Raw genomic sequence first — 23,028 nt, forward strand, 5'->3', positions numbered from 1 at the left:
ACAGTGAGTATTATTCGGAATAAACGGGCAGTTTCCCTCTTATTCTTCTTATTTCTTCTCTTCTTTTCTCCGTAGCCACTACATCCAGCTTCTGATCCTTAATCACGACCGCATAATCACGGTAGGCCGTTTCAACCGAGACAATCTCATCTAGTACATCTTCAAATACTTGCTCGGCGGATCGTTGGAGCGGATCCCCGTATCCTCCAGATGATGGGACTAGAATTTGCACAGATTCTCCGGCTTGGAAGCGATGGCCATTGATCTTAGACGGGAGTTCTTCAGAAACGCTATCCGGGTTTTTAATCAGATTTGCGCTTGTTCCAGGAAGTCCGCCTTTGTATCCCCATGGACGTACAGTGTGTTTGTCCCCTTCCATCGTCATAAATCCATCCGTTAAGAAGCGGTTCCATCTCACGATCCCTAAACCACCCCGCCATTGTCCAGCACCTCCTGTATCTTCCCGGAGTTCATACTGTTCACAAACGAGAGGAATGTGCATATCAAGATCTTCGATTGGATTGTTCATCGTGTTCCATGAACTGAAGTCTACAGCGTCCATTCCATCTTTACCCGGACGTCCTCCGTAAGATCCTTCATTTACCTCAATATAAACCCAGTACTCATTGTTTTCGTCTAGCCCGGCATAAGAAGCAAATTGCAGGTTGGCTGCGCTGCCTGCGCAAGTCTGATTAGGGAGAACAGGTGTTAACGCTTTGATAATCAGATCTGCTACAGTGTTCACCTGATTACCACGGCTAAACAGAGCGGCTGGTTTAATTGGATTAAAGATACATCCCTTACGTGCTTTAATTTTAATTGGACGAAACGCTCCCTCATTCGCCGGGACATCTTCTTCGGTAGTAAATGTATCTAAAAATATGGACCGCAGCACACTATGAACACTTACGCAAAGAGCCCCAGAATACGCCACATTAAATGCAGTGGATACTTGATCAGCAGAGCCGGAAACATCTACTTCCAGTTCCTCTCCTTGTTTCGTCATTTTCACGTGTACTTTCAGTGGCGTATCCAGATTACGGCCATCGTTATCAAGCCATGACTCAGCCTCATATACGCCATCGGGAATTTTGGCAATTTCTCTTCGCATCATTCGCTCAGAATAGTTCATTAACTCTTCGCAAGCTAAAATAACAGCGTCTTTTCCATACTTATCCATCAGCTCAACGAACCGCTTGACTCCCATCCGGCAGGCTGCAACCTGTGCCTCTAAATCCCCGATTACCTGTACAGGCGTACGAACATTTTGACGAATGACTTCAAACAAAGTTTCGTTCCGTACCCCTTTGTCATAAAGCTTCACTCCATTTAGAATCAAGCCTTCTGCAAACACATCGGGCACATCAATCATGAGTCCAGGCTGGGCTCCTCCCATATCTAAATGGTGGGCGGTAGCACCTGCGTATCCAACTAATTCACCTTTATAAAATATAGGTTGACACAAAGCAACGTCTGGGGAGTGAGAGGCACCCGCATAAGGGTCATTATTCCAAATGATATCGTCGGGATGTTGGTTATCTCCCAGTTTTCCTTGGAACCCCCTAATGTATCCCGGTAAACAACCGAGTTGCATAGGTGTAGAATCTGCTTCGGCCAATGTGTTACCAAAAACATCAAAGATCCCTGCCCCAAGGTCTTCCGATTCGCGAATAAGTGAAGAGTACGCCATCCGGTACATGACGTGTGCCATCTCTTTCGCTATCGTCTTTAGTGCTCCACCGATCACTTGCAAAGTTACAGGATCAACTTTATTTTGAATGATAGTTTGGTTCGTTTGATTGGTCATCATATTCAATTACCTCACCTTCGTGAAAAGTTTTTCAACTGACTCTGCTGCGCCGCCCTGTACAACCTTTGATGCTACAAATAAAGTTCCATTTTCCGAAACAGTGGCTTGCCAATGTGGTGGTACCGAAGTTGTCGAGTCGCGCTGCACGATAATCGCAGGTCCCATGATTAAATCGTGAGCCAGCAATTTACTTCGATCGTAACGAGGAGTCGGGAAACGTTTAATCTCACCATCCACTTCAAATACTGTTTCACGCTCATACATGAGTGCTTCGTTCGGATTAATCCGATCCCCAATCTCTAACTTTGGCATATTTAATGAAGGTGTTTTTCCTGTCGCTACGATGCGCAAAGTAATTAATTCCACTACATTTTCCGGAAAATGATGACCATACTCTTCCTCGTGTGCCTCATGGAATCTTTGACTAATAATCGCCATGGATTGCTCAGTAAGTAGCCCCTCTGGGATGGATGCACGTAATTCAAATCCTTGACCTGCATACCTGCACTCTGCTATCCGCTCTATCAAGATATCCTCCGGTTTAACACCATCCTTAATCAATTGAGCGTAGGCAGTATTGGATAGTTCCTCAAGATCAGAGTTAATTGATTGAATGGCTTCATCATTAATTTTGTCGATACGATTAATATGAGATTTAATAAAGTCGTATTTAATGTCTCCAACCAATAAACCAGTCGCTGCGCTAATTCCAGGATAAGCGGGGACGATAACTAAGTTACAGCCTATCGTTTCAGCCAGCTCGACGGAATGAAGCGGACCAGCACCACCTGCTGCAAACAGGGCATATTCACGTGGATCTATCCCTTTACTTACAGACTTTGCACGGATGCAAAGAGCCATATGGTTGTTAATAATTTTAAGAATGCCTAGAGCGGCCTCTTCTACAGACATTCCCAGTTGACGACAAAGCGTTTCTTCAACCGCTTTATAGCTTAACTCAGGATGCAATTGGAGATCTCCTCCAAGAAATTGTTCAGGATCGAGGCGTCCAAGTATGACATTGGCATCGGTCACACACGGAGATTCTCCCCCTCGACCATAACAAGCCGGACCTGGATTGGCGCCTGCACTTCTAGGTCCTACTCGGAATGCCCCACCGGCGTCAATGTAGGCAATCGATCCGCCGCCTGCACCAATAACTTCTACATCAATCATCGGAACAAGTACCGGGTAGCCGTTCGCCTCAGCATCACGAGGATTGATAATTTTCGGTGTGTTATTTGGAATCACGGAAATATCCGCTGAAGTGCCACCAATATCCACACTAATGAGATTAGGAACTCCCTCCAACTCACCGCACCAAGCAGTGGCCAATACGGCTCCAGATGGACCTGACTTTAGCAATGTGACTGGTTTTTCCGTTGCCATGTCACTAGTAGCCATGCCGCCTGAAGACTGCATTATGTGAAGTTCTCCTTGTAATCCGGCGTTATCAAGAGCACTAACTAGATGATCTAAGTATCGGCTGACGCGCGGTGCTACATAGGCATTCATCGCTGCTGTACTAAACCTCTCATACTCTCGCATTTGAGGAGCAATTTCACTAGAGGTAAAGCATTGTACTTCCGGCCACAATTCTTTCACGATTTCCTTCGCCCGTTGTTCGTGTACATCATTTAAAAATGAAAAGAGGAAAGAAACGACTACAACATCTACCTTAGACTCTTTAAGCCGCTGCACCGCTTCGCGAACTTCTTCTTCATTCATCGGTACTTTTACGTGACCATCCGGAGCGGCCAGTTTCTCTGTAATAGGAATACGGTTTCTGCGCAATACTAAAGGATCTGCTTGCCAAGGAAGATCTTGCTGAATAGAGAAATTTTCTGCCTTTTTGTGACGGGCAATGTGTAAAATATCCCGGTAATTTTTCGTAGTCAGCATTCCGACTGCAGCACCGTCACGCTCAATAATAATGTTAGTGGCGACCGTTGTTCCATGAAGAACATAGTCTACATCTGTTACAGGAACGTCAGCGTTTTTACATAGTTCTTGAATGCCATTGATCACCCCGATAGACTGATCCTCAATCGTACTTGGAACTTTGTGTACATGAATTTTATTCGTCAATTCATCAACTAGTATTAGGTCGGTAAACGTACCTCCAACGTCAACACCTATTCGAATCATATGAACATCTCCTTTTTTCTAGTTCTCTATTAGAGTAATCAAACGCTTTCATTCTTTTCCATGGAATCAAACGTATTTCCAAATCCACTTATAACCAATAACTTCCTATTATATTTATTATCAGGGGATCCTTTCAATTCTAGAGCCCATATTCGCCATACTTTGCCCCCCTTATTTTCTATTATTCCTGTTAAACTTATAGATTCCTCTAGTAAATACACTGAATATTTTAATAATTCAGAGCATAAAAGTGACTTCTTCCTTTTATCACTCATTTAAATAACGCAATAATTCATGTTAAAATTGGTTAATAATCAAGCCTTTATAACATATTTTATATTTACTGTAAACTTCCAAATCAATTTACTTTTTCAATTTCAGTATTGGTTACCTCTTTCAATTGATCTTTCTGCTCTTGAACAGATACCGGAGGGTGTAGGCGCATCAAACCAATATAAACGAAAAAGGAAAGAACGACTCCTAAAAACCAAGAGATATCATATAGCCCTTTCAAAGAAGGCACAAATGCCCCGATTAAAGCGATCCCAGCAGCAAATGCAGTAGCAGCAAACGCTCTATAGTTATAGCCTTTAAAATAAGTGTACTCTCCTTTTAAAGAGTAGATATCGTTCATATTGAGTTGGCGCTTGCGGATAATGTAATAATCAGCAATCATCACACCAGCGATTGGACCAAGCGCACCTCCAATCAAGTTGAGAAGAGTAAAGATTGTATCAGCATTCTCCATTAACTTCCAAGGGAATGTAAAGAGAGCTGCAAACATTGTAATGTAAAAGCCTCGTTGGAAAGTGATCCACTTTGGAAACAAATTGGCTAAATCATAAGCCGGTGAAACCAGATTGGCAATAACATTTACCGTGATCGTTGCTGCTGCTAGCATAAGAGCTGCAATGGCGATGATAACCGGTCTATCAAACTGTTGGAGAAGGATGATGATATCCCCTACCGGTTTCCCAAAGACGACTGTTGTGGCAGCTGTTGCTGTAACTGTGACAAACGTAAAGATAGTAAATGTTACTGGGAGTCCATATAATTGGCCTTTTATTTGATCTTTCTGCGATCTTGCAAATCTAGTAAAGTCAGGGATATTCAGAATCAAGGTCGACCATATTCCAATGATACCTGCTACTGCACTAATGAAAGGGAAAAATGCCGTTCCAAACGTTTCATACTTCCCAGTTTGAGAGAATATCGCACTCAGTCCGCCCCCTGCATCAATCGCCCACCAAAGCAAGCCGATTAATACAATGTATACTAAAGGACCTGTGAACGCCTGGAATTTTTTCAGCGACTCCATCCCCCGCTTTAACACTAAGAAGTGCAGCGACCAAAAGATTAAAAAAGACAGCAATCCTGGCAGGCCGATTCCTAAAATCGTCCAGTCTCCCCCTAGATTAGCCCAACCCGGCCAAAGGAGTGTGAACGCTATATTAAACGCTGCGCTCCCTGCATACGCCTGTATGCCTAACCACATAATCGCAACGATCCCGCGCAATACGGCTGGAACATTTGCCCCCAACGTTCCATAAGAGGTTCGGATCAACACCGGGAATGGTATTCCATATTTAGATCCGGCATGACCATTAAGCGCTAAAGCCCCGTAAAGGATAAGCGAGGCAGTAAGTACAATCGCAATAACTTGCCATGGAGAAAACCCTAAAACAACTAATCCCCCAATCGTTGCATATGTGGGAATATTATTGATAACACCCATCCACATAGAAGCAAAGTTTTGTGTTTTCCAAGTCCGATCCTCCCTCTGTACAGGCAACAAGTCCGGGTTACTAAGTGAACTTGCCTTTTCTTTTTGAAGATTAGGTTGGTTCATAGCCATCTAATCAAAGCTCCTTTGATTTTTATATTATTATGGAACGTCTCATATAAAAGTTTTACACCTATATTAAGCGCTTACATTTAAAGTGAAAATCTTAGGCTTACATGCGGAAGTGCTTGGTTCATTCTTTTTTCTGAAGTGAAGTTAATTACTATCTAAAGGAGACTAACTCGGCGTTTATTACAATACTATAGGCAGCAGTGTCATCGGGTTTGGGGGCTATATTGTTTTTGTTTTACCTAATTGAGAGTTTTAAAAACGACTTCACTCCTCCATTCAATATTGCTTGCTTTTTGGAGTGAAGTCTTGTTCTACCGTGAAATTTTTTTGAACTTAGATCTATAAAAATGCAGGCACAGCATTGAGTAATTTTTCAAAATTATCTTTCCGCTGTGCTCTTCATTAAATTTAAACTTAATTTTTTACAGGTAATTACTGTTGCTTTTTACTTATTGATCTCTTCGTATCCAGACCATTCCAATATGTTTAGAACATTTGTTTCGACACATTCTAACCAATCTTGTACATTGACCCATTCATCAGATCCATGGAGATTTCCGCCTTTTGGACCGTAGATGATTGCAGGCATATTCATGTAAATAAGCGGGAAACGAATATCACTAAATGTAGGCATTCCATAGATTTCCGTTTCTCTGCCTACGACTTCATCAATGTTTGACTTTACCATCTGAACAAAAGAATGATCAGGGCTTATTTCAGCTGGGCTTGTGTGCCATTCATAAGTAATTTCCGGTGGATTTTCAGATAGCCACGCATCTTGGGCAGCAACTTGGTTAACAACTTCCTCAATTTGTGCTTTCACTTCTTCAAGAGTTTCATTTGGTGGATAGCCAATTGTACCAGTTAGTTCACATTCAGCTGGCACTTTATATGCCCATTGACCAGCATTGATCATCGCTGGAGTTAAGTTACTTGAACGAACTTGCATATCGGAAGCAGCGAAATAACGTTCAAATGGTGCATAGCTGACAGTACCTACCCGCTTATTGTCTAACTCGATTAAAGCATCATATATTTTCATGGCCTTGCCGATTGCATTAATTCCCACTTGACCGTTTAAGTTGTGAGCAGCTACTCCTGTCACTCTTATTTTGAAAATTAATCCACCTGCACAGGCAATTTGAGGACCCGCTCCAGTTGTTAGTGGATGTGGGTAAATACATGCATCCGCCTTAAAGTTCTGTTCTTCAAGATATTGAGTCATCGCAACTGCACCGCCGGCTCCTCCTACTTCCTCATCAACGACAGATATTGCGGTGATATTCCCTTTTGGTTTTAATCCCAATCCCTTAATGACTTCTAATGCCGCAAGGATCGAACCAAAGCCACCTTTATTATCAGCCGTTCCCCGACCATACATTAATCCATCTTCAATCACTCCATCGTGGGCCGGATATTTCCAGTGCACTAAGTCTCCTACCGGAACTGTATCTACGTGAGTAAACAATAGAAGTGATTTTTCATCTTCTGATCCAGCCCACTTACCGACTACATTCGGACGGCCATCGAATCCTACAAGACGCTCTACTTCTGACTCTGTATATTCAGGGTGACGTCTCACTTTTTCTGCGTCGGCAACAAATGTATCAGTTTCAAGCTCTAGGTTTTTCATCACTTTTTTGATGTGTTCCTGAACAGGTCCTTCATACCCTGTTTCACTAGGAATCTGGATTAACTTTTGTAATCCTTCAATCAAACTTTCACGATTCTCTTGCATATAAGCATTCACTTTTTGACGTACTCCACTAGATAACAATGTCTCCATTTTCAACACTCCTATATTCATTTTTTTAAATGTTGCGTCGAAAGCTTGTGCAATTAGCCTTCGATGATAATTGGGTCTTAAAACATATGTCTCAAATTGAAAAAGCTACTTGCTTTTTCGGTTAAAAATATAAAACTATATTTTTAGTGTATCCCCCTTACAATTTATTGTTGTAAGCTTAAAACATATGGAGGGATGCACTGCAGAAACTAATCGTTTGAATATTCACATCCTTCCGAATATTTGTTAAACTGATCATACAACGACTAACCAGTTATTTCTAATACTTGTTTGTTTACTAGTTAATACTTTATAAATATGAAGAGGTGCATGTATGGAATTAAGACATTTAAAATACTTTATAGCTGTGGCAGAAGAGCTTCACTTTGGGAGAGCAGCACAACGCTTACAAATGGCACAGCCACCTTTAAGTCAACAAATTAAGCAACTAGAAGCTGAATTAGATTTGCTTTTGTTTACCCGAACGAAACAACGCGTTGAATTAACACCAGCCGGAGAAGTTTTTCTAAAGAGGGCATATGAAATTCTAAATCGTGTACACTTGGCGTGTGAAGAGGCACGAAGTATCGATCGAGGAGAAGCTGGCCAATTAATATTAGCCTTTACAGGATCAATCGCTTTTGAACTTCTTCCCTTATTACTTCGAAGTTATCAAGTAAAATACCCAAATATAAATATTGTCTTGCGGCAATTGTCAACAACTGAGCAAATGGAATCTCTCAATGAAAGCACCATTCATGTCGGTTTATTGGTTCTACCTGTTGAAAGCGCATCAATACACGTGGAAATGCTGCGTGAAGAACCATTTATTGTTGCCTTGCCAAAAACACATCCATTAGCTGCAGAAACAGAGCCTATCGATGTATCCCGCCTTGCTAACGAACATTTCATCATGACCCCAAGAATTGCAGGACAGAGTTATTATGATGCTGTCATTAGTCTTTGTCAGCATGCTGGCTTCAGCCCTAAAAAGACCCAAGAAGCGCAAGAGTTACACACTGCTTTAGCATTTGTTGCTTCCGGAATAGGTATAGCCTTACTGCCATCTTCCATTCAATTTGTAAAAAACGATGAAATTGTCTACTTACAACTAAAAAAAAGTTTTACTACATGTAAAGTTGGGGCAGCATGGAACAAGGATGAAACTTCTCCGGTTGTACATTCATTTATTTCATTTTTAAAAGAATCAATTATTACTAGCTTTACAGAAGACAATTTTTAGATGTTGCCATAAAAGTCGTTCTAGTTCAAACCATTCGTTGCATGGATCGGTTTCCATGCAGAGAAATTCCCCGTTTTAAACGTTAACGCAAACAAACGGACAGCCGCATGGTGTCCGTAAGTAGGAATTTGTTTCTGTTTTTCTTTAGGGCTCCAAGTGGAACGCAAAGTCTGGTAATCACGGATATGGCTTTCATCTTCATATAAGAAGACTAACTCGTCCGTCGTGTTTTTTTATCCTATCCAGTTCCTTTTGAAAGGCTTCCTGTTTCTTGTGGTCCGCGCGTTTTAAGGTGTAAGCCGGTCCTGTATAGCTGAACCCCCTGAGTTTTAGAATATCGCGCGAGACACTTAATGAGTTCAAATACGTTTAATAATGTTATTTAACAATAAAGACTTCGCACTTCGCTTTTTGAACGACATGATGGCTCACACTGCCTAAGAACAGCTCTTTTATGCCACCCAATCCCCGGCTGCCCATGACAATAAGGTCTACATTATTATTTTCTGCAAATTCCTCAATCGCCTGTGCTGGATTTCCGTCTAGAATATATGTTTCCGTCTTATTCGGAATCACGTTCAACGTTTCTTCTACTTCAAGCATGATTTCCTTTGCATTCTTGAGCTTCGCTTCATGTTCTGTAACAGCTGTCACACCATAATTATAAACGGCTGGGATTAATCTAGGGATAGCTGTGATCACGTTTAATTCCAATTTTTCATCTCGTTTTGCTAGATAAATCGCTCTTTCCAATGCTTTTTTGCTCAATTCAGATCCATCATAAGCAACGACAATTTTTGACATATCCTTTACCATCTCCTTTTATAAATGAGCACTCTGTTTATAGTGAAATTCATGCATTTATTTAAAATACCTTTTATTCATTATTTAACAATAATGACTTCACAAGACGCTTTTTGCACGACATGATGGCTCACACTGCCTAAGAATAGCTCTTTGAGTCCGCCTAATCCCCGGCTGCCCATAATAATAAGGTCCGCATTATTGTTTTTTGCAAATTCTTCAATCTTCTGTGCAGGGTGTCCTTCTACAATATATGTTTCCGTCTTATTCGGAATTGCTTTCAATGTTTCTTCTACTTCTTTCATCATTTCCCTTGCCGCTTCGAGATTCGCTTCATGTGCTGCATCAACAGCGCCATAATTATAAATCGAGGCTATAGGATGAAGAATAGCTGTGATGACGTTTAATTCCACTTTTTCATCTTGTTTTGCTAGATTAATCGCTCTTTCCAATGCTTTTTTGCTCAATTCAGATCCATCATAAGCAACGACAATTTTTGACATATCCTTTACCATCTCCTTTTATAAATGAGCACTCTGTTTATAGTAAACTTCATGCATTTATTTAAAATACCTTTTATTCATTATTTGACAATAATGACTTCACAAGACGCTTTTTGCACGACATGATGGCTCACGCTGCCTAAAAATAGCTCTTTAAGTCCACCTAATCCCCGGCTGCCCATAATAATAAGATCTGCATTATTGTTTTCTACAAATTCTTCAATTACTTGTGCCGGGTGTCCTTCTACAATAAATGTTTCCGTCTTATTTGGAACCGCTTTCATTTTTTCCTTTACTTCAAGCATTACTTCCTTCGCTTTTTCAATATTTGCCTCCGGTGTTGCAATATTGTTGCCCGAATACGCCCCGTAGTAAATTACCGGTGTAGGCTGCTCAATAACGGTGATGACATTTAGTTCTATTCTTTCATCCTGCTTTGCTAAAATGATTGCTCTGTCCAATGCTTTTTTGCCCAATTCAGATCCATCATAAGCAACGACAACTTTTGATATAGCCCGTAACATAGAAAACACTCCTTTTAAGTGAACGATGTATTCATGTTTATATTAAACGTAATGATAGATTCAAGTCAATGAATTAATCAGATTATTAAGTTATTTAGAACTATTAACTATATTCCTAGATACAATAAGCGATCGCTTCGTTGCCAATTGTCTGCAAAGTCGATCGTCATTATGCATGCATATCGTCCATTTTTAGTTCAGCCATCTACATATGCAAAACATAAAAAGGGCCACTGCACTGAGCAGTGAACCCATACTTATTTTTAAAAATTAAGAAGAGATAATGAACTCGACTGCGAGGTTAAGGTAAAATATCGTATGGACCGCCACAAAAATAAGTCCTTGTTTATTTAAACGCTTCGTCAATACTCGATCCACACCAATCACTCCTTAAGTAGTTTGTAATGTTATCACACTACACGTTCACAAAAATTTAAATTTTTTACATATTTGTCATAAAAAATTAAAAAAGAAGTGATTGTCTCTTCTTTTAGCCTATCCAGATTTGATAGTGAAGAATTGTCTCCGTTGTCTTTTATATTCACTTTTACTAGTAGAACAAACTATACCAGTTACTTCCTAAATCATACTATATATTGCAAGGGGTAGTTTTAACCTCGCAATTTTACGAAAGGGGGAAATAATTATGAGTTCCAGATGTAAAAACCGCGATCATAGAAAGAAAAAATGTTGGAGATGGAGCGGTACAAACGATTGTAAAACCATTTGGTTCAATCCAGATTATGGTGATATCCGCAGAAAAGATTGTGATGATGACCGACGCCGCAGAGACGACCGCGATGATGACCGACACCGCAAAAACGACCACGATGACAACAACAAAAGACTTTGGAACAGTATTAAATGGTAAAGAATTGCCTTGATCTAGTACTGATCAAGGCTTTTTTAAGTGACAGCTAAACTTATTATATGCACGGCTGAAGAAGATCTGACTAAAAAATGAATATAGGCCACAGTCTTTTTACGTTAAAACGCACAGACGTTCAAAACTGAACCTCCATCATCTTCCCAACAACATATTTCACATATTTCATCAGTGTCTATCAATTCTTCGCCACAACATGAACAAACATATTTCACAACGTCACCCCCACTAATAAGATATTCTAACCTGCTCCCTTAGTTGAAGGAGAAGATCAATATGATTCATTAACAGAACCCTAAGATTCGTTTTGTGTAGGGTTAAAAAACAGCTATACTATCACGTGTGTTAAGATAGGTTCATTTGTTTCTATCGTTATACTTGTATAATTAGCTAAAATCATGGATAATAGTTGGCTAGAGAGGTGTAAAAATGAATAACGTAATGCAAAAAGGTCAAAGTTTTTTCAATAATTATGTTGGCTTTTTCTTTGTGGCTGTAGTTCTTTTTTGGATGAAAACATATATCGTTCAATTAACACAGTTTGACTTAGGGATTGAAAATTCTATTCAAAAGTTTTTATTATTCCTAAATCCTTTAGGGTCTTCCATATTATTTTTAGGTTTTGCTTTCTTCTTTAAAGGACGAAAAAAGTATATTTGGCTGATTGTGATTGATTTCCTTTTATCATTCCTTTTATATGCCAATGTTTTATATTACCGATTTTTTAATGATTTCATTACATTACCGACTGTAACTCAGACACAAAATTTTGGTGATGTAAGTAGCAGTGTGGTTTCCCTTTTAAAACCATATGACTTTTTATTCTTCACTGACATGATTCTTTTGATCGTATTGCTTTCTTTTAAATTTGTAAAAATTGAAGTTAAAGACATGAATCGACGGAAAGTTGCTGCTATCTTTTCATTGGGTCTAGTTATTTCAGGAGCCAATCTAGCTTTAGCTGAGATAGATCGTCCTCAATTATTAACAAGGGGATTTGATCGAAACTATATCGTGAAATATTTAGGTATGTACAATTACACCATTTATGATGCTGTTCAAAGTACGAAAGCTTCTGCAAAAAGGGTATTAGCAGATAGCGATGACATTACAGAAGTCATTAACTTCACAAAATCTAACTATGCTGAGCCAAATCCGGCTTACTTTGGTGCCGGAAAAGGAATGAATGTAATTTATCTCCATCTCGAATCCATGCAAAACTTTCTTATAGATTACAAGTTACATGGAGAAGAAGTAACACCGTTTTTAAATTCATTGACGAAAGAAGAAAATACACTTTATTTTGATAATTTCTTTCATCAAACAGGACAAGGTAAAACGGCCGATGCTGAATTTATGCTAGAAAATTCATTGTATGGATTACCACAAGGTGCAGCCTTTACAACAAAAGGGTTAAACACTTATCAGGCTGCTCCTGCTATTTTAGGTCAGGAAGGTTATACGTCTGCGGTTTTCCATCCGAATTCACGGACATTTTGGAATCGCAATGAAATTTATAAATCATTTGGATATGACAAGTTTTTTGATTCAAGCTACTATGAATTAAAACGTGAAGACTTAGCGGATTATGGGCTAATGGACAAGCCGTTCTATGAGGAGTCCATCCCACTCTTGGAATCGTTACCTCAACCATTTTATTCAAAGTTTATAACAGTTACGAATCATTATCCGTATCCGATTGATGAAGAAGATACTTCAATTGCCCCGCATACAACGGGTGATAAATCTGTCGATACGTACTTCCAAACAGCTCGTTATGCAGATGAAGCGTTAGAGCAGTTCTTTACTTATCTAAAGGAATCTGGTTTATATGATAATTCCATTATTATTATGTACGGTGACCATTATGGAATTTCAGAAAACCATAATAAAGCGATGGAACAAGTTCTTGGAAAAGAAATTACACCCTTTGAAAGTGCTGGCCTCCAACGAGTACCATTATTCATTCGTGTGCCTAATGTAGAAGGTGGAGTTAACCACGAATACGGAGGACAAATAGATATTCTTCCAACCCTTCTTCACTTGCTAGGCATTGATACAAAAGATAATGTACAATTTGGAACAGATTTATTATCTAAAAATCATGATCCACTTGTTCCATTCCGAAATGGTGACTTTGTAAGTCCAACGGTTACATCTGTTGATGGTGAATTTTATGATTCAAATACAGGACTGCAACTGGAAGAAGATCAATTAGCTGAAGCGGAAAAATATCGGGAAATCGTAGAACATAAATTAGCGCTTTCAGATCGAGTCGTGAATGGAGATTTATTACGATTCTACACCCCTGAAAACTTTACGCCTGTAGACCGTTCACAATATAACTATAATAACTCAGAAGATGAAGATTCCAATGAGTAAGAAAAATATACTTTGTATAGTTTAAAGTTGATGGGAATGTGTGTTTACTAAAAAAATAGTATACAAAAAAACCTGTAGACAATGTTTACAGGTTTTTTTGTATACTATTAAGATAATCCTAAAAGCTTCATAATACTCAAGATCAATATGCCAACTACTCCAAAGTCTGAATCACCAAATGTGGCTCCTTCAAATCCAATATCCCCTAGCAAAATCAATAAGATGGCTGGTATGAAACTGATGATAAGTCCATTTGCAAATGATCCAAACATGGCTCCACGTTTACCACCCGTCACATTTCCGAATACTCCTGCTGCCGCACCCGTAAAGAAGTGAGGAACGAGTCCTGGTACAATTACTTTTAATCCTAATACAGGAAGAATGAACATAGATAAAAGTCCTGCTAAAAAGCTAAATAGAAAACCGAGAATAACTGCGTTAGGCGCGAATGGGAAGATTGTCGGACAATCTAACGCAGGCTTCGTGTTTGGCGCCACTTTATCCGCAATTCCTTTAAATGCAGGAACAATTTCGGCAATTAACATCCGGACACCTGCTAAAATAATGTACACACCTGCCGCAAACGTGAGCGCTTGGATAAATGAGAATACAATGAAATTCGAACCGCCAGAAAGTGTTGTTTCAATATAGTCTTGTCCAGCAAACAAAGCGACAATAATAAAGAAGATCGTCATTGTGAGTGAGACAGCTACGGACGTATCGCGTAAAAACCCTAGTGATTTTGGTACTTTAATCTCTTCTGTTGTTTTTTCCTTATTTCCAAACCATCCTCCGACTTTTGCAGAAACAAAATACCCTATGGTGCCAAAATGGCCAATCGCGAAATCATCACTGCCCGTAATTTGTCGCACGTACGGTTGAAGCAGAGCTGGGAAAAGGACCATACATAATCCTAATATAATCGATCCCGCCACGATAAGTGGAACGCCCTTCAAACCGCCAACCGATAAAGTAACGGCAATCAAGCAGGCCATAAATAATGTGTGGTGGCCCGTTAAGAAAATATACTTAAAACGAGTAAAGCGAGCGAGTAAAATGTTCACCATCATCCCAAATACCATAATCAGCGCCGTTGGGGTACCAAAATCGCTTTGTGCAGCGGCGACAATGGCTTCATTATTTGGAATAATCCCTTCAACATTAAAAGCATGATCAAACATTTGACTAAATATGTTAAGGGAACCAATGAGAACCGCTGCACCAGCGTTAATGATAATAAAGCCCATTACTGTTTTTAATGTTCCAGACACAACATCCGCGCTCGATTTTCGCTGCAATAATAACCCAATTAAAGCGAACAGTCCGACTAATATAGACGGTGTTCCTAAAATATCCTTCATAATAACATCTAACATTACGTTTGCCCTCCTTTACCCGAAAGACATTAATTCAGGTGTGACTCTAATTTAGATTTAATTTCTGGGATGCTCATCATGTTTTCCAACGTTACAATCGTACGGCTTCCATCATCCAGCTGCCCGACAATGTCCGCCGCTCCTAGGAAAATATCGGCTTGGACTGTTTTAGCTGACGTTAAGTCTGTATGATCGACTTCTGCTGTTTTTCCCATTTCTGTTAATGCTTTCTTCACATTTAGCTCCATAATAAAACTGCTGCCTAATCCATTTCCACAAACGACCATGATTTTCATGCTGTTTCCTCCTTTGAATATTTATGAACGTAATCGAGCAGTACGGATTTGTCTAAACTCTGTAAAATATCATCAATATTAGATGGTTCACTCAATAATTGTGTCAACTGAATTAATGCACGTAAATGGGAGTCACTGTCTACCGCGGCCAAGACAATAATCAGTCGAACCGGTTTATCTGGTGCGAAGTTAACGGGTTCATCCAGTCTTAACAGGCTCATGGATAAAGACCGTACTCCTTGTTCAGGCCGTGCGTGTGGAATCGCTACACCTGGCGTGATCACGACATAGGGTCCATTCGCCTCAATCGAATTAATCATCGCTTCTACATAGCCTTCTTCTATCGTTCCTAATTGGACAAGAGGCTCCGCTGCCACTTTTATTCCTTCTTTCCAATCCGAAACACGCGATTGTAGTTGAATCGTTTGTAAAGTGAGTAATTCTTCTAACACCGGTTTCTTTGCCTCCTTTAATGAATGCTTGTTTATTTTTTCTGTATGCGTATAAATAGTGGACTGCAACGCTTTTTCAAGTTCACCTCGGTCATGGATGGTCGCATATTTAGAAATCACTTTTAACAAAGCCGTCACATCTACATTTTGCACAGTATATCCATACAACTCCTGCATGACTTGCTGACGCAGCGTGTGCTTATCTTGTATTTCTAAAATAGGCGGGACGACAAACAAAGTGGCATCTGTTCGAAGGTGCACTGTCGAAAACACTAAATCATAAGATAAGTTATAACTAGCCGCATCCCGAACGGACAAAACATCCAAGAATAAAATATCTGGAAACAATTCTCGTAACGTATAGATTAAGATGTTACTAATGCCGATTCCATTCGGGCACACAACAATCGCACGCTTTCGATCGTCAAGTGTTGTGCCTTGCTTCCGAAGCCACCCGCCAAAATGGATGGTAAAATACGCTGCTTCATCTTCAGGTACAGGATAACCGATCACTTTTTCGAGCGGTCCCAATGATTTTTTTGTGAGATGATAGAGCTCTGGATACACTTTTTGGACTCTTTCAGTCATTGGATTTGTTAAAGATATTTGATACTTCATTCGGTAATAAGCAGGCTTGAAATGAACGTACAATTGTTTATAGAACTGTTCTTTATCATATAAGTGCAGACAAGCTAATCGTTCAAACTCTTCGACAATTTCACTTAGGAAATCTTGAATGACCGTATCTTCTTCCAATGGAGATACATCTTTTGTCCGATTCATACTTAATAGGTGCAATGTTGCATATAACTGTTCTGTTTGACTCCAAACAGAATGAATGGCATCCGTTTGAGTCATTTGCTCAATGATGTTGAATTCTTCCGTTGAGATCAACGGTTCCCAGCTAAGTGTAGAATGTAAACTTTCTCCCTTTCCAATGAGCTGGTCGGTACATAAAAAAAGATAGGTTAATTCTTGCAGCCGCTCATCCGTAAAGGTGATCCCTAATGCTCGTTCGATTTGTTCCAGCTGCACCCGCAACGCGTTTATTTGTTCCCGTTGATCTCCCCATATACATTCCATAATGAGATGACTATTCGTGCTGTGCAATACATCATGGATAAGCTGTTCGATGACGTACCTTTTCTTGTTGCTATCCCCTTTTATCACGTAGCCGTCCTGCTTCGAATAGTGAATGTGCAGTTGCAGTGATTGTGCATGTTTCTTGAGCCGCTGCAGATCCTTCAATACTGTATTGCGTGAAAGCCCCGTAATCGACTGAAAGTGATAAACAGACAAAGGCTCTCGGCTAAGTAAAAGCATCAAATAAAAGACCTTTTCTCGATCTGTTTCAGAAAACACATACGTGCGTTTCGTCAGTTTTCCTTGTAATTCTTCATCTTGAATTTTATCAGACAAGTAATACCCTACTTGCCGGTCATACCCAATAGGTTGATAGTTATGATATTGAAGCCAGTCATTCGCTTTTCCAATACTATATTGTATTTGTCTGCGGGTCAGACCTGTTTGTGACTGTAATTGATTCATTTTTAAATTGGAAGACTGTTGTAAAGCTTGCAGTAAATTAACACTTCGTTCATCTAACAACATCTCACTGCCCTCCCCTATTTCTACAATATCTTAATTCTCGTGGGATAAACATTGTTTCTAAGACCTATTATTGTCCTCTAGTCTGCACAACAATATACTCTCTAGTTGAATGAGGAGCAATTTTCAATCATTAAGAGGTTTTCATTTTAATTTAAAAAGCCCCATTTAGCTCTTCAATTAAAAGAGACAATTAGGCTTTTTTCTTTTTTTTAGGCTCTGTTAAACTTCATTGTTGATATTTGAACAAAGTCTACACCAATGTAGGTTTTTTTTCATACTATATGTTGGGGGTGTAAAAATGCCAAGAGTACCTTACCGAAGTTCGGACGTTGACTTAATGGCAAGGATGATGAGAGCAGAAGCCGAAGGCGAAGGAAAACAGGGAATGTTATATGTTGGAAATGTAATTGTTAATCGTCTTGTAGCAGATTGTTTAGACTTTAAAGATTTAAGAACAATTTCCGATGTTATTTTTCAAGTACAAGGAGGAAATTATTCCTTTGAAGCTGTTCAAAAAGGGAATCTATTTTATCAAAGAGCGAGAGGTACTGAAAAAAGATTAGCAAAACAGAATTTGGATTATTGGAGACAACACCCAGGGAAATATGCTCTTTGGTATTTTAATCCATATGCTCCATGCCCTCCAACATGGTACGATCAACCTTTTTCTGGTCAATATAAAAATCATTGTTATTATGAACCAAAAGCTGGAACATGTGCTAGTGTTTATATCGGATAAGCTTACTCTTTGAGTAAGCTTTTAACTTTTCCAGCACAACATCAGGACCGAGTACCTGGTCTGGAGTCGCAGATGCATCCAAGGCCTATTTTCGATTATGCAGGATATATAGGGAGCGGCAAGCTTAAATGGAGAGCAGCCATTATAACAGGCAGAGATAGCGGAATTGGTCGGGCGGTAGCCGTGGCTTTTGCGAAGAAAGGCGCTGATTAAATCATAAAGCTCTGGTTAGTGATATTGATGATTTTTTTCACACTTAGCTTGATATCTAGGGCTTTCCGATAACAGGAAAGATAGCCAAAATAGCATCCAGTTCTTTTATTAAATCTTTTAAATAAGATTGGTCTGATTCAAATTCAAACCGAAGAACGGCACCATATCCAGAAGGGTAGCATGTTACCAATGAAACTCTATCAGAATGAACCATGACTTTTATTAACATTGAACTTTAACAGAGCCTTTTTTTTAAAAAATTAAAAGAGGCTGCTTAACATAAAGCAGCCCCTTTCTTCATTATTTATGACTTTTTAATTTTTGTTAGTTCTTTATTAAGAGTGTATAACATTTTTTCATTAAATTGTTCTGATGCCAATTCAGACATCGTATCAACAGTCATTGTTTGTATCATTCCGAACATTGGGTGCTCTTCAATGCCGGCTAAATACTTATCAAGCACCGCCTTCGTTTCTTCATTTTTGAAAAGCTCTTCAAAGTTGCAGCGTGTTGAATACACATCATCAGCTATGTGAAGTTCTTCTGTTTCAACATCATCCAAGTCCGGCATTTCAAACCAGTTGGATACGGAGCCGCCTTCTTCTTCAGGCGCTTTATAGCTTTCATTTGGTTCATTCACTTTATTGAATTTAGCTGTATCTTCAAAGCGGTTATCTTCATGATTAACGATGGCTTTTACTTCATTTATTCCAGCTTGTAAAGCAATGTTTTCAAAAATAAAGATTCGATCATCACTTGTTTTTGCAGACACCTCAGACCCATTCACATAAAGTGTGACTTCCTCACAGTTCGAATACACTTTCACTTTGATTTCATCATCTGCTCGATCAACAAATCGTTTGCTCGTAATATGCACAAATTTTTCATCTGACCAATTTGCTTTATACATATAGAAAGCATCCTTTTTAATCTTTCTATCGTACGTGATTAAACCTTTGTTATTTCTTCCCTTTACGCCGCCTTCATCTCGTATATTGGCACCGAAATCAAACATGTTCCATACGTATGTTGACCACAAGAAAGGACGTTCCGCAAAGATTTTCCAAACGGTTTCATGATATAACGCATGATATTCTTCCGTGTAGTCTTTTACTTTTGGATCATTGCTATGATATTGTAAAATACCTTCTGCACCGTATTCAGATATACCTACTTTTACAGTCGGATTCGTCTTATGAAATCCATCAAGCCATCCGGCAAAATCTTCAGCCACACCATTATACCAACCATAATATTTATTATAGCCAACGATATCTGTCATATAATTATACTCATCTTCGTCTTTCACGAACATAACATTTGCCATTGTCGTTAATCTAGTAGGATCTTCTTTTTTCGTTAACTCATTTAATTCTTTCACAAGTTTTCGAAGTTCTGGTCTTTCTCCGCTAATTTGAATTTCATTTTGAATCCCCCAGAACATAATGGATGGATGATTAAAGTTTTGTCTAATTAATTCAATCATTTGTTGTTTGGCATTTATACCTTCTAGTTCTGTTTTTGACATAACAGAGATAAATGGTATTTCAGCCCAGACAACCATCCCTTCTTGATCACATAGATCATAGAAATATTGGTCATGTTGATAGTGTGCCAATCGGATGGAAGTGGCTCCTACCTCTTTCATTAATTCCATATCTTCTTCATGTTCTTTTTCCGTAATCGCCCAGCCCATATCTTTTCGATCTTGATGTCTTGAAACACCATTTAAGGCAAGATGCTCTCCATTTAAGAAGAACCCTTTATCAGCATCCACTTCAAAGTATCTGACACCGAAAGGAATGGAAAGCTCATCCACCGTATCGTTAAAACGTTGCATAGACACTCTTGCTTCATACATATAAGCATTTTTTCGGCCATTCCATAATGTTGGGTTTTCGATGACAACTGACATTTCTTCTTCTCTCGTTTCTCCTGATGCAAGTACGACTTCTTTGGCTGCATAAGCAACATTTTGACCTTCAGCATCTAAAATATCTGCCCACAGTCTTACTTTTGTCTCTTCATCGCGATCATTTGTTATCTTTGACTTAATTGTGAGTAAAGCTTTTTCTTCATTTACATCATCTTGAATCACATAAATTCCTTTTGAACCATAATCCATTAAGTCGAAATGAACATGATTCGCTATCACTAGATTAACATCACGATAAATCCCACCGTAGAATGTAAAGTCTGCCATTTGAGGATATACATCATCAACAACTGTATTGTCCACTTTGACAGCTAGCGTATTCTTCGTTCCAAATTCAACAACATCACTAATATCAAATCGAAAAGTAGAATACCCACCTTTATGTTGTCCCATATGCCTGCCATTCACATATACATCTGTAATGCTATTAGATCCTTCGAATTCAATAAAGACTTTGTTTCCTTGGGCCAATGTATCTAAATCAAACTCTTTTCTATACCAACAAGCCCCTTTATAAAAATCAAATCCATTTGCTCCATCAATCGCGTTCCACGTGTGAGGGACATGAACGACTTCCCAATTTTCATCATTATAGGCTTGATCCATTGCTTTTACTTCATCTTGCTTTATAAATTTCCATGCACTATTTATATTAATAATATTTCTCATTGTTCTTCCTCCTCATATCATTTGAATGCGCTTAAGTTCATTATATGATATTGCCCATTTTGATAATCGCACTTTTATGATTCAATTAGCACATATATGTCCTTTTAAAAAATTCACATGTATAATAGTAAGCATAAATAAACGAAGAGGTGATATTATGCTTGAAAAATCAGAATTTGATTTTAATGATTTCAATAAACTATGTACGATATTGAATACGATCACTAATATGGATGTTAGGCTCATTGATAAGGATGGGAATGCTCTTTTACAACTAGTGAATCATGGCATTCCAGCCGTACTACAAAACGTTGATCATGAGTACCTCACTATTAATGAAACATTAAGAAAAAATAAATCGAATAGCTACTATTACTATATAAATTCCTATGGTCTTGAGTATATTGCAGCTGGTCTATGGAATAATAGATCTTTCTCTGGTTTCATTTTAATCGGCCCTTTTCTTTCGAGTATACCGATTATAGACTTTACTAGCGATATGATCTCTAAAAACAAACTGCCTGTCAGTGAACGAAAACAACTCCAAGAATTCTATACATCCTTATCCGTTCTAAGTAGTAATGCTTCTAACAACATCGGAGATTTACTTGTTAATATGTGTATACATCCTCATGTTGATTCACAACTAATCACCTCTGATATCGTTACACCAACACAAAACAAAGAGCAACTAAAAACCACTATTGCTGAAGGTAAAAACATTATAGAAATTAGATATACATATGAGAAGCAACTAATGAATGCCATTGCACGAGGAGATAAAGAGGAAATAGCCCGTATTTCACAAGAAAACAGCGGTCTCTTAAATATTTCCGATCGAATACCTGAAAGCCCTATTCGATCGGCTAAAAATATATCATTGGTTTTGAACACGTTGTGTAGAATAGCTGCTGAAAGAGGAGGAGTTCATCCCATTTATATTCACACGATTTCTGAAAAATTTGCCATTTTAATTGAAAGAGCCCCGAATCTACCTTATCTAAAAAAATTAGGTATCGTAATGGTGAATGAATATTGTGATGTTGTAAATGGATTTTCGACGCGTCATTATAGCCCCATTGTGAAAAGGGCTGTAGATTATATTCATTTTAATATAGAAAATCCTTTAACACTACATGATATCGCGGCAACAATCCACGTGAACTCTTCCCATCTTTCACGCAAGTTTAAGGAAGATACCAATATGAATATAATTGATTATATTAATCAAAAAAGGGTCGAGGAAGCAAAGTTGTATTTACAAAGAGGAAATATATCGATTACAGAAATTGCTTTTATGGTCGGTTTTAATGATCTAAATTATTTTAGTAGAGTTTTCAAAAAAATGACATCCTTAACACCATCCCAATATATTAAAAGTAAAAATAGCTAAAGTTGGTTTAATTCTACCGTGTGCATACATAATGCAGCGCCACTTCAATTTGTTTATTTAAAAGTCCGTTAAGCGCCAACTTTTGGAACAGCCTCTATGAACGACCACTCGATACCGGGATATAAACTATCACTTTAACGGTATTTCTTGAAATATCAAAAATATTTAATATGTCTTTGTGATTGCCTTCTACGTCTTTCAAAAATTTGATAATATATTATTAGGTCATATAGATCCTCTTTTTTTCCACTTCCTATGTAGATAGTTTGGTAGTGGCTCAATCTTAAATTATCAAATGTGTAAAGTAGAATATCTACATAAAGGAGAAAAGCAATGTATAATAAAAACAAAACTGTTGTCGGGAGCGTCAAGAATTTTGTGTAAATGACGGAATCCCTTTTC

General features: G+C 38.6%; 17 protein-coding genes and 1 pseudogene. 6 read left to right on the top strand and 12 right to left on the bottom strand.

Features of this window, described 5'->3' with window-relative positions:
- Positions 1-10: 10 nt before the first annotated feature.
- From AWH49_RS09200 to AWH49_RS09215, 4 genes are all read right to left on the bottom strand, one after another.
- Positions 11-1,810 (bottom strand): hydantoinase B/oxoprolinase family protein, encoded by a 1,800-nt coding sequence (locus AWH49_RS09200; protein ID WP_244886794.1) that lies wholly within the window; start codon positions 1,808-1,810, stop codon positions 11-13.
- A 6-nt stretch (positions 1,811-1,816) separates the two neighbouring features.
- Positions 1,817-3,958: a hydantoinase/oxoprolinase family protein gene (locus AWH49_RS09205; protein ID WP_063965449.1), complete on the bottom strand. Its 2,142-nt coding sequence runs from the start codon at positions 3,956-3,958 to the stop codon at positions 1,817-1,819.
- Between the two features lie 358 nt (positions 3,959-4,316).
- Entirely contained in the window at positions 4,317-5,813 is a 1,497-nt protein-coding gene (locus tag AWH49_RS09210) for an NCS1 family nucleobase:cation symporter-1 (RefSeq protein WP_063965450.1), read from the bottom strand.
- Positions 5,814-6,258: 445 nt separating this feature from the next.
- Complete coding sequence (locus AWH49_RS09215) at positions 6,259-7,599, bottom strand: ArgE/DapE family deacylase (protein ID WP_063965451.1); 1,341 nt, start codon at positions 7,597-7,599, stop codon at positions 6,259-6,261.
- 334 nt (positions 7,600-7,933) lie between these two features.
- Between AWH49_RS09215 and AWH49_RS09220 the strand changes: the two genes are divergently transcribed.
- Complete coding sequence (locus tag AWH49_RS09220) at positions 7,934-8,842, top strand: LysR family transcriptional regulator (RefSeq protein WP_063965452.1); 909 nt, start codon at positions 7,934-7,936, stop codon at positions 8,840-8,842.
- Positions 8,843-9,220: 378 nt separating this feature from the next.
- Here the strand turns inward: AWH49_RS09220 and AWH49_RS09225 are convergent, their stop codons facing one another.
- The 3 genes from AWH49_RS09225 to AWH49_RS09235 form a co-directional block, all read right to left on the bottom strand.
- Entirely contained in the window at positions 9,221-9,646 is a 426-nt protein-coding gene (locus AWH49_RS09225) for a universal stress protein (protein WP_063965453.1), read from the bottom strand.
- A gap of 80 nt (positions 9,647-9,726) precedes the next feature.
- Positions 9,727-10,149 carry a universal stress protein gene (locus tag AWH49_RS09230; RefSeq protein ID WP_082862753.1) on the bottom strand — a complete coding sequence of 141 codons (423 nt, stop codon included), beginning with the start codon at positions 10,147-10,149 and terminating at the stop codon, positions 9,727-9,729.
- Between the two features lie 80 nt (positions 10,150-10,229).
- Entirely contained in the window at positions 10,230-10,673 is a 444-nt protein-coding gene (locus tag AWH49_RS09235) for a universal stress protein (RefSeq protein ID WP_063965455.1), read from the bottom strand.
- A gap of 743 nt (positions 10,674-11,416) precedes the next feature.
- Between AWH49_RS09235 and AWH49_RS19990 the strand changes: the two genes are divergently transcribed.
- Positions 11,417-11,557, top strand: a complete 141-nt coding sequence (locus AWH49_RS19990) for a hypothetical protein (RefSeq protein ID WP_157723698.1) — start codon at positions 11,417-11,419, stop codon at positions 11,555-11,557.
- Positions 11,558-11,988: 431 nt separating this feature from the next.
- Positions 11,989-13,941 (top strand): lipoteichoic acid synthase, encoded by a 1,953-nt coding sequence (ltaS, locus tag AWH49_RS09245; protein ID WP_063965457.1) that lies wholly within the window; start codon positions 11,989-11,991, stop codon positions 13,939-13,941.
- Between the two features lie 107 nt (positions 13,942-14,048).
- On the opposite strand, the gene AWH49_RS09250 is transcribed toward ltaS, so the two are convergent.
- The 3 genes from AWH49_RS09250 to AWH49_RS09260 are packed head-to-tail and all read right to left on the bottom strand — an operon-like array spanning position 14,049 to position 17,676.
- The gene (locus AWH49_RS09250) at positions 14,049-15,317 is read right to left on the bottom strand and encodes a PTS ascorbate transporter subunit IIC (protein ID WP_063965458.1); all 1,269 of its coding nucleotides are present in this window, start codon (positions 15,315-15,317) and stop codon (positions 14,049-14,051) included.
- A 29-nt stretch (positions 15,318-15,346) separates the two neighbouring features.
- On the bottom strand, positions 15,347-15,613 hold the full coding sequence (locus AWH49_RS09255) for a PTS sugar transporter subunit IIB (protein WP_018392034.1): 267 nt from the start codon (positions 15,611-15,613) through the stop codon (positions 15,347-15,349).
- Positions 15,610-17,676, bottom strand: a complete 2,067-nt coding sequence (locus tag AWH49_RS09260; protein ID WP_063965459.1) for a BglG family transcription antiterminator — start codon at positions 17,674-17,676, stop codon at positions 15,610-15,612. Before AWH49_RS09260 ends, AWH49_RS09255 begins: the two co-directional genes overlap by 4 nt.
- Before the next feature lie 298 nt (positions 17,677-17,974).
- Between AWH49_RS09260 and AWH49_RS09265 the strand changes: the two genes are divergently transcribed.
- Positions 17,975-18,415, top strand: coding sequence for a cell wall hydrolase (locus AWH49_RS09265; RefSeq protein ID WP_034290050.1), 441 nt, complete (start codon positions 17,975-17,977; stop codon positions 18,413-18,415).
- A gap of 9 nt (positions 18,416-18,424) precedes the next feature.
- A pseudogene (locus tag AWH49_RS20720) lies at positions 18,425-18,625 on the top strand (NAD(P)-dependent oxidoreductase); the annotation flags it as partial.
- Positions 18,626-18,683: 58 nt separating this feature from the next.
- Here the strand turns inward: AWH49_RS20720 and AWH49_RS21235 are convergent.
- A complete protein-coding gene (locus AWH49_RS21235) occupies positions 18,684-18,857 on the bottom strand; it encodes a WapI family immunity protein (RefSeq protein WP_425305703.1) in 174 nt (57 codons plus the stop codon).
- A gap of 75 nt (positions 18,858-18,932) precedes the next feature.
- Entirely contained in the window at positions 18,933-21,233 is a 2,301-nt protein-coding gene (locus AWH49_RS09270; RefSeq protein ID WP_063965460.1) for a glycoside hydrolase family 2 protein, read from the bottom strand.
- A gap of 157 nt (positions 21,234-21,390) precedes the next feature.
- Between AWH49_RS09270 and AWH49_RS09275 the strand changes: the two genes are divergently transcribed.
- The gene (locus tag AWH49_RS09275; RefSeq protein ID WP_063965461.1) at positions 21,391-22,626 is read left to right on the top strand and encodes a helix-turn-helix domain-containing protein; all 1,236 of its coding nucleotides are present in this window, start codon (positions 21,391-21,393) and stop codon (positions 22,624-22,626) included.
- Positions 22,627-23,028: the final 402 nt, after the last annotated feature.

The organism is Domibacillus aminovorans (assembly GCF_001643235.1).
GTDB lineage: Bacteria > Bacillota > Bacilli > Bacillales > Domibacillaceae > Domibacillus > Domibacillus aminovorans.

Coding starts and splice junctions, on each gene's coding strand:
- AWH49_RS09200 (WP_244886794.1), bottom strand. CDS start 1,810: ATGATGACCAATCAAACGAACCAAACTATCATTCAAAATAAAGTTGAT.
- AWH49_RS09205 (WP_063965449.1), bottom strand. CDS start 3,958: ATGATTCGAATAGGTGTTGACGTTGGAGGTACGTTTACCGACCTAATA.
- AWH49_RS09210 (WP_063965450.1), bottom strand. CDS start 5,813: ATGGCTATGAACCAACCTAATCTTCAAAAAGAAAAGGCAAGTTCACTT.
- AWH49_RS09215 (WP_063965451.1), bottom strand. CDS start 7,599: ATGGAGACATTGTTATCTAGTGGAGTACGTCAAAAAGTGAATGCTTAT.
- AWH49_RS09220 (WP_063965452.1), top strand. CDS start 7,934: ATGGAATTAAGACATTTAAAATACTTTATAGCTGTGGCAGAAGAGCTT.
- AWH49_RS09225 (WP_063965453.1), bottom strand. CDS start 9,646: ATGTCAAAAATTGTCGTTGCTTATGATGGATCTGAATTGAGCAAAAAA.
- AWH49_RS09230 (WP_082862753.1), bottom strand. CDS start 10,149: ATGTCAAAAATTGTCGTTGCTTATGATGGATCTGAATTGAGCAAAAAA.
- AWH49_RS09235 (WP_063965455.1), bottom strand. CDS start 10,673: ATGTTACGGGCTATATCAAAAGTTGTCGTTGCTTATGATGGATCTGAA.
- AWH49_RS19990 (WP_157723698.1), top strand. CDS start 11,417: ATGGTGATATCCGCAGAAAAGATTGTGATGATGACCGACGCCGCAGAG.
- ltaS (WP_063965457.1), top strand. CDS start 11,989: ATGAATAACGTAATGCAAAAAGGTCAAAGTTTTTTCAATAATTATGTT.
- AWH49_RS09250 (WP_063965458.1), bottom strand. CDS start 15,317: ATGTTAGATGTTATTATGAAGGATATTTTAGGAACACCGTCTATATTA.
- AWH49_RS09255 (WP_018392034.1), bottom strand. CDS start 15,613: ATGAAAATCATGGTCGTTTGTGGAAATGGATTAGGCAGCAGTTTTATT.
- AWH49_RS09260 (WP_063965459.1), bottom strand. CDS start 17,676: ATGTTGTTAGATGAACGAAGTGTTAATTTACTGCAAGCTTTACAACAG.
- AWH49_RS09265 (WP_034290050.1), top strand. CDS start 17,975: ATGCCAAGAGTACCTTACCGAAGTTCGGACGTTGACTTAATGGCAAGG.
- AWH49_RS21235 (WP_425305703.1), bottom strand. CDS start 18,857: ATGTTAATAAAAGTCATGGTTCATTCTGATAGAGTTTCATTGGTAACA.
- AWH49_RS09270 (WP_063965460.1), bottom strand. CDS start 21,233: ATGAGAAATATTATTAATATAAATAGTGCATGGAAATTTATAAAGCAA.
- AWH49_RS09275 (WP_063965461.1), top strand. CDS start 21,391: ATGCTTGAAAAATCAGAATTTGATTTTAATGATTTCAATAAACTATGT.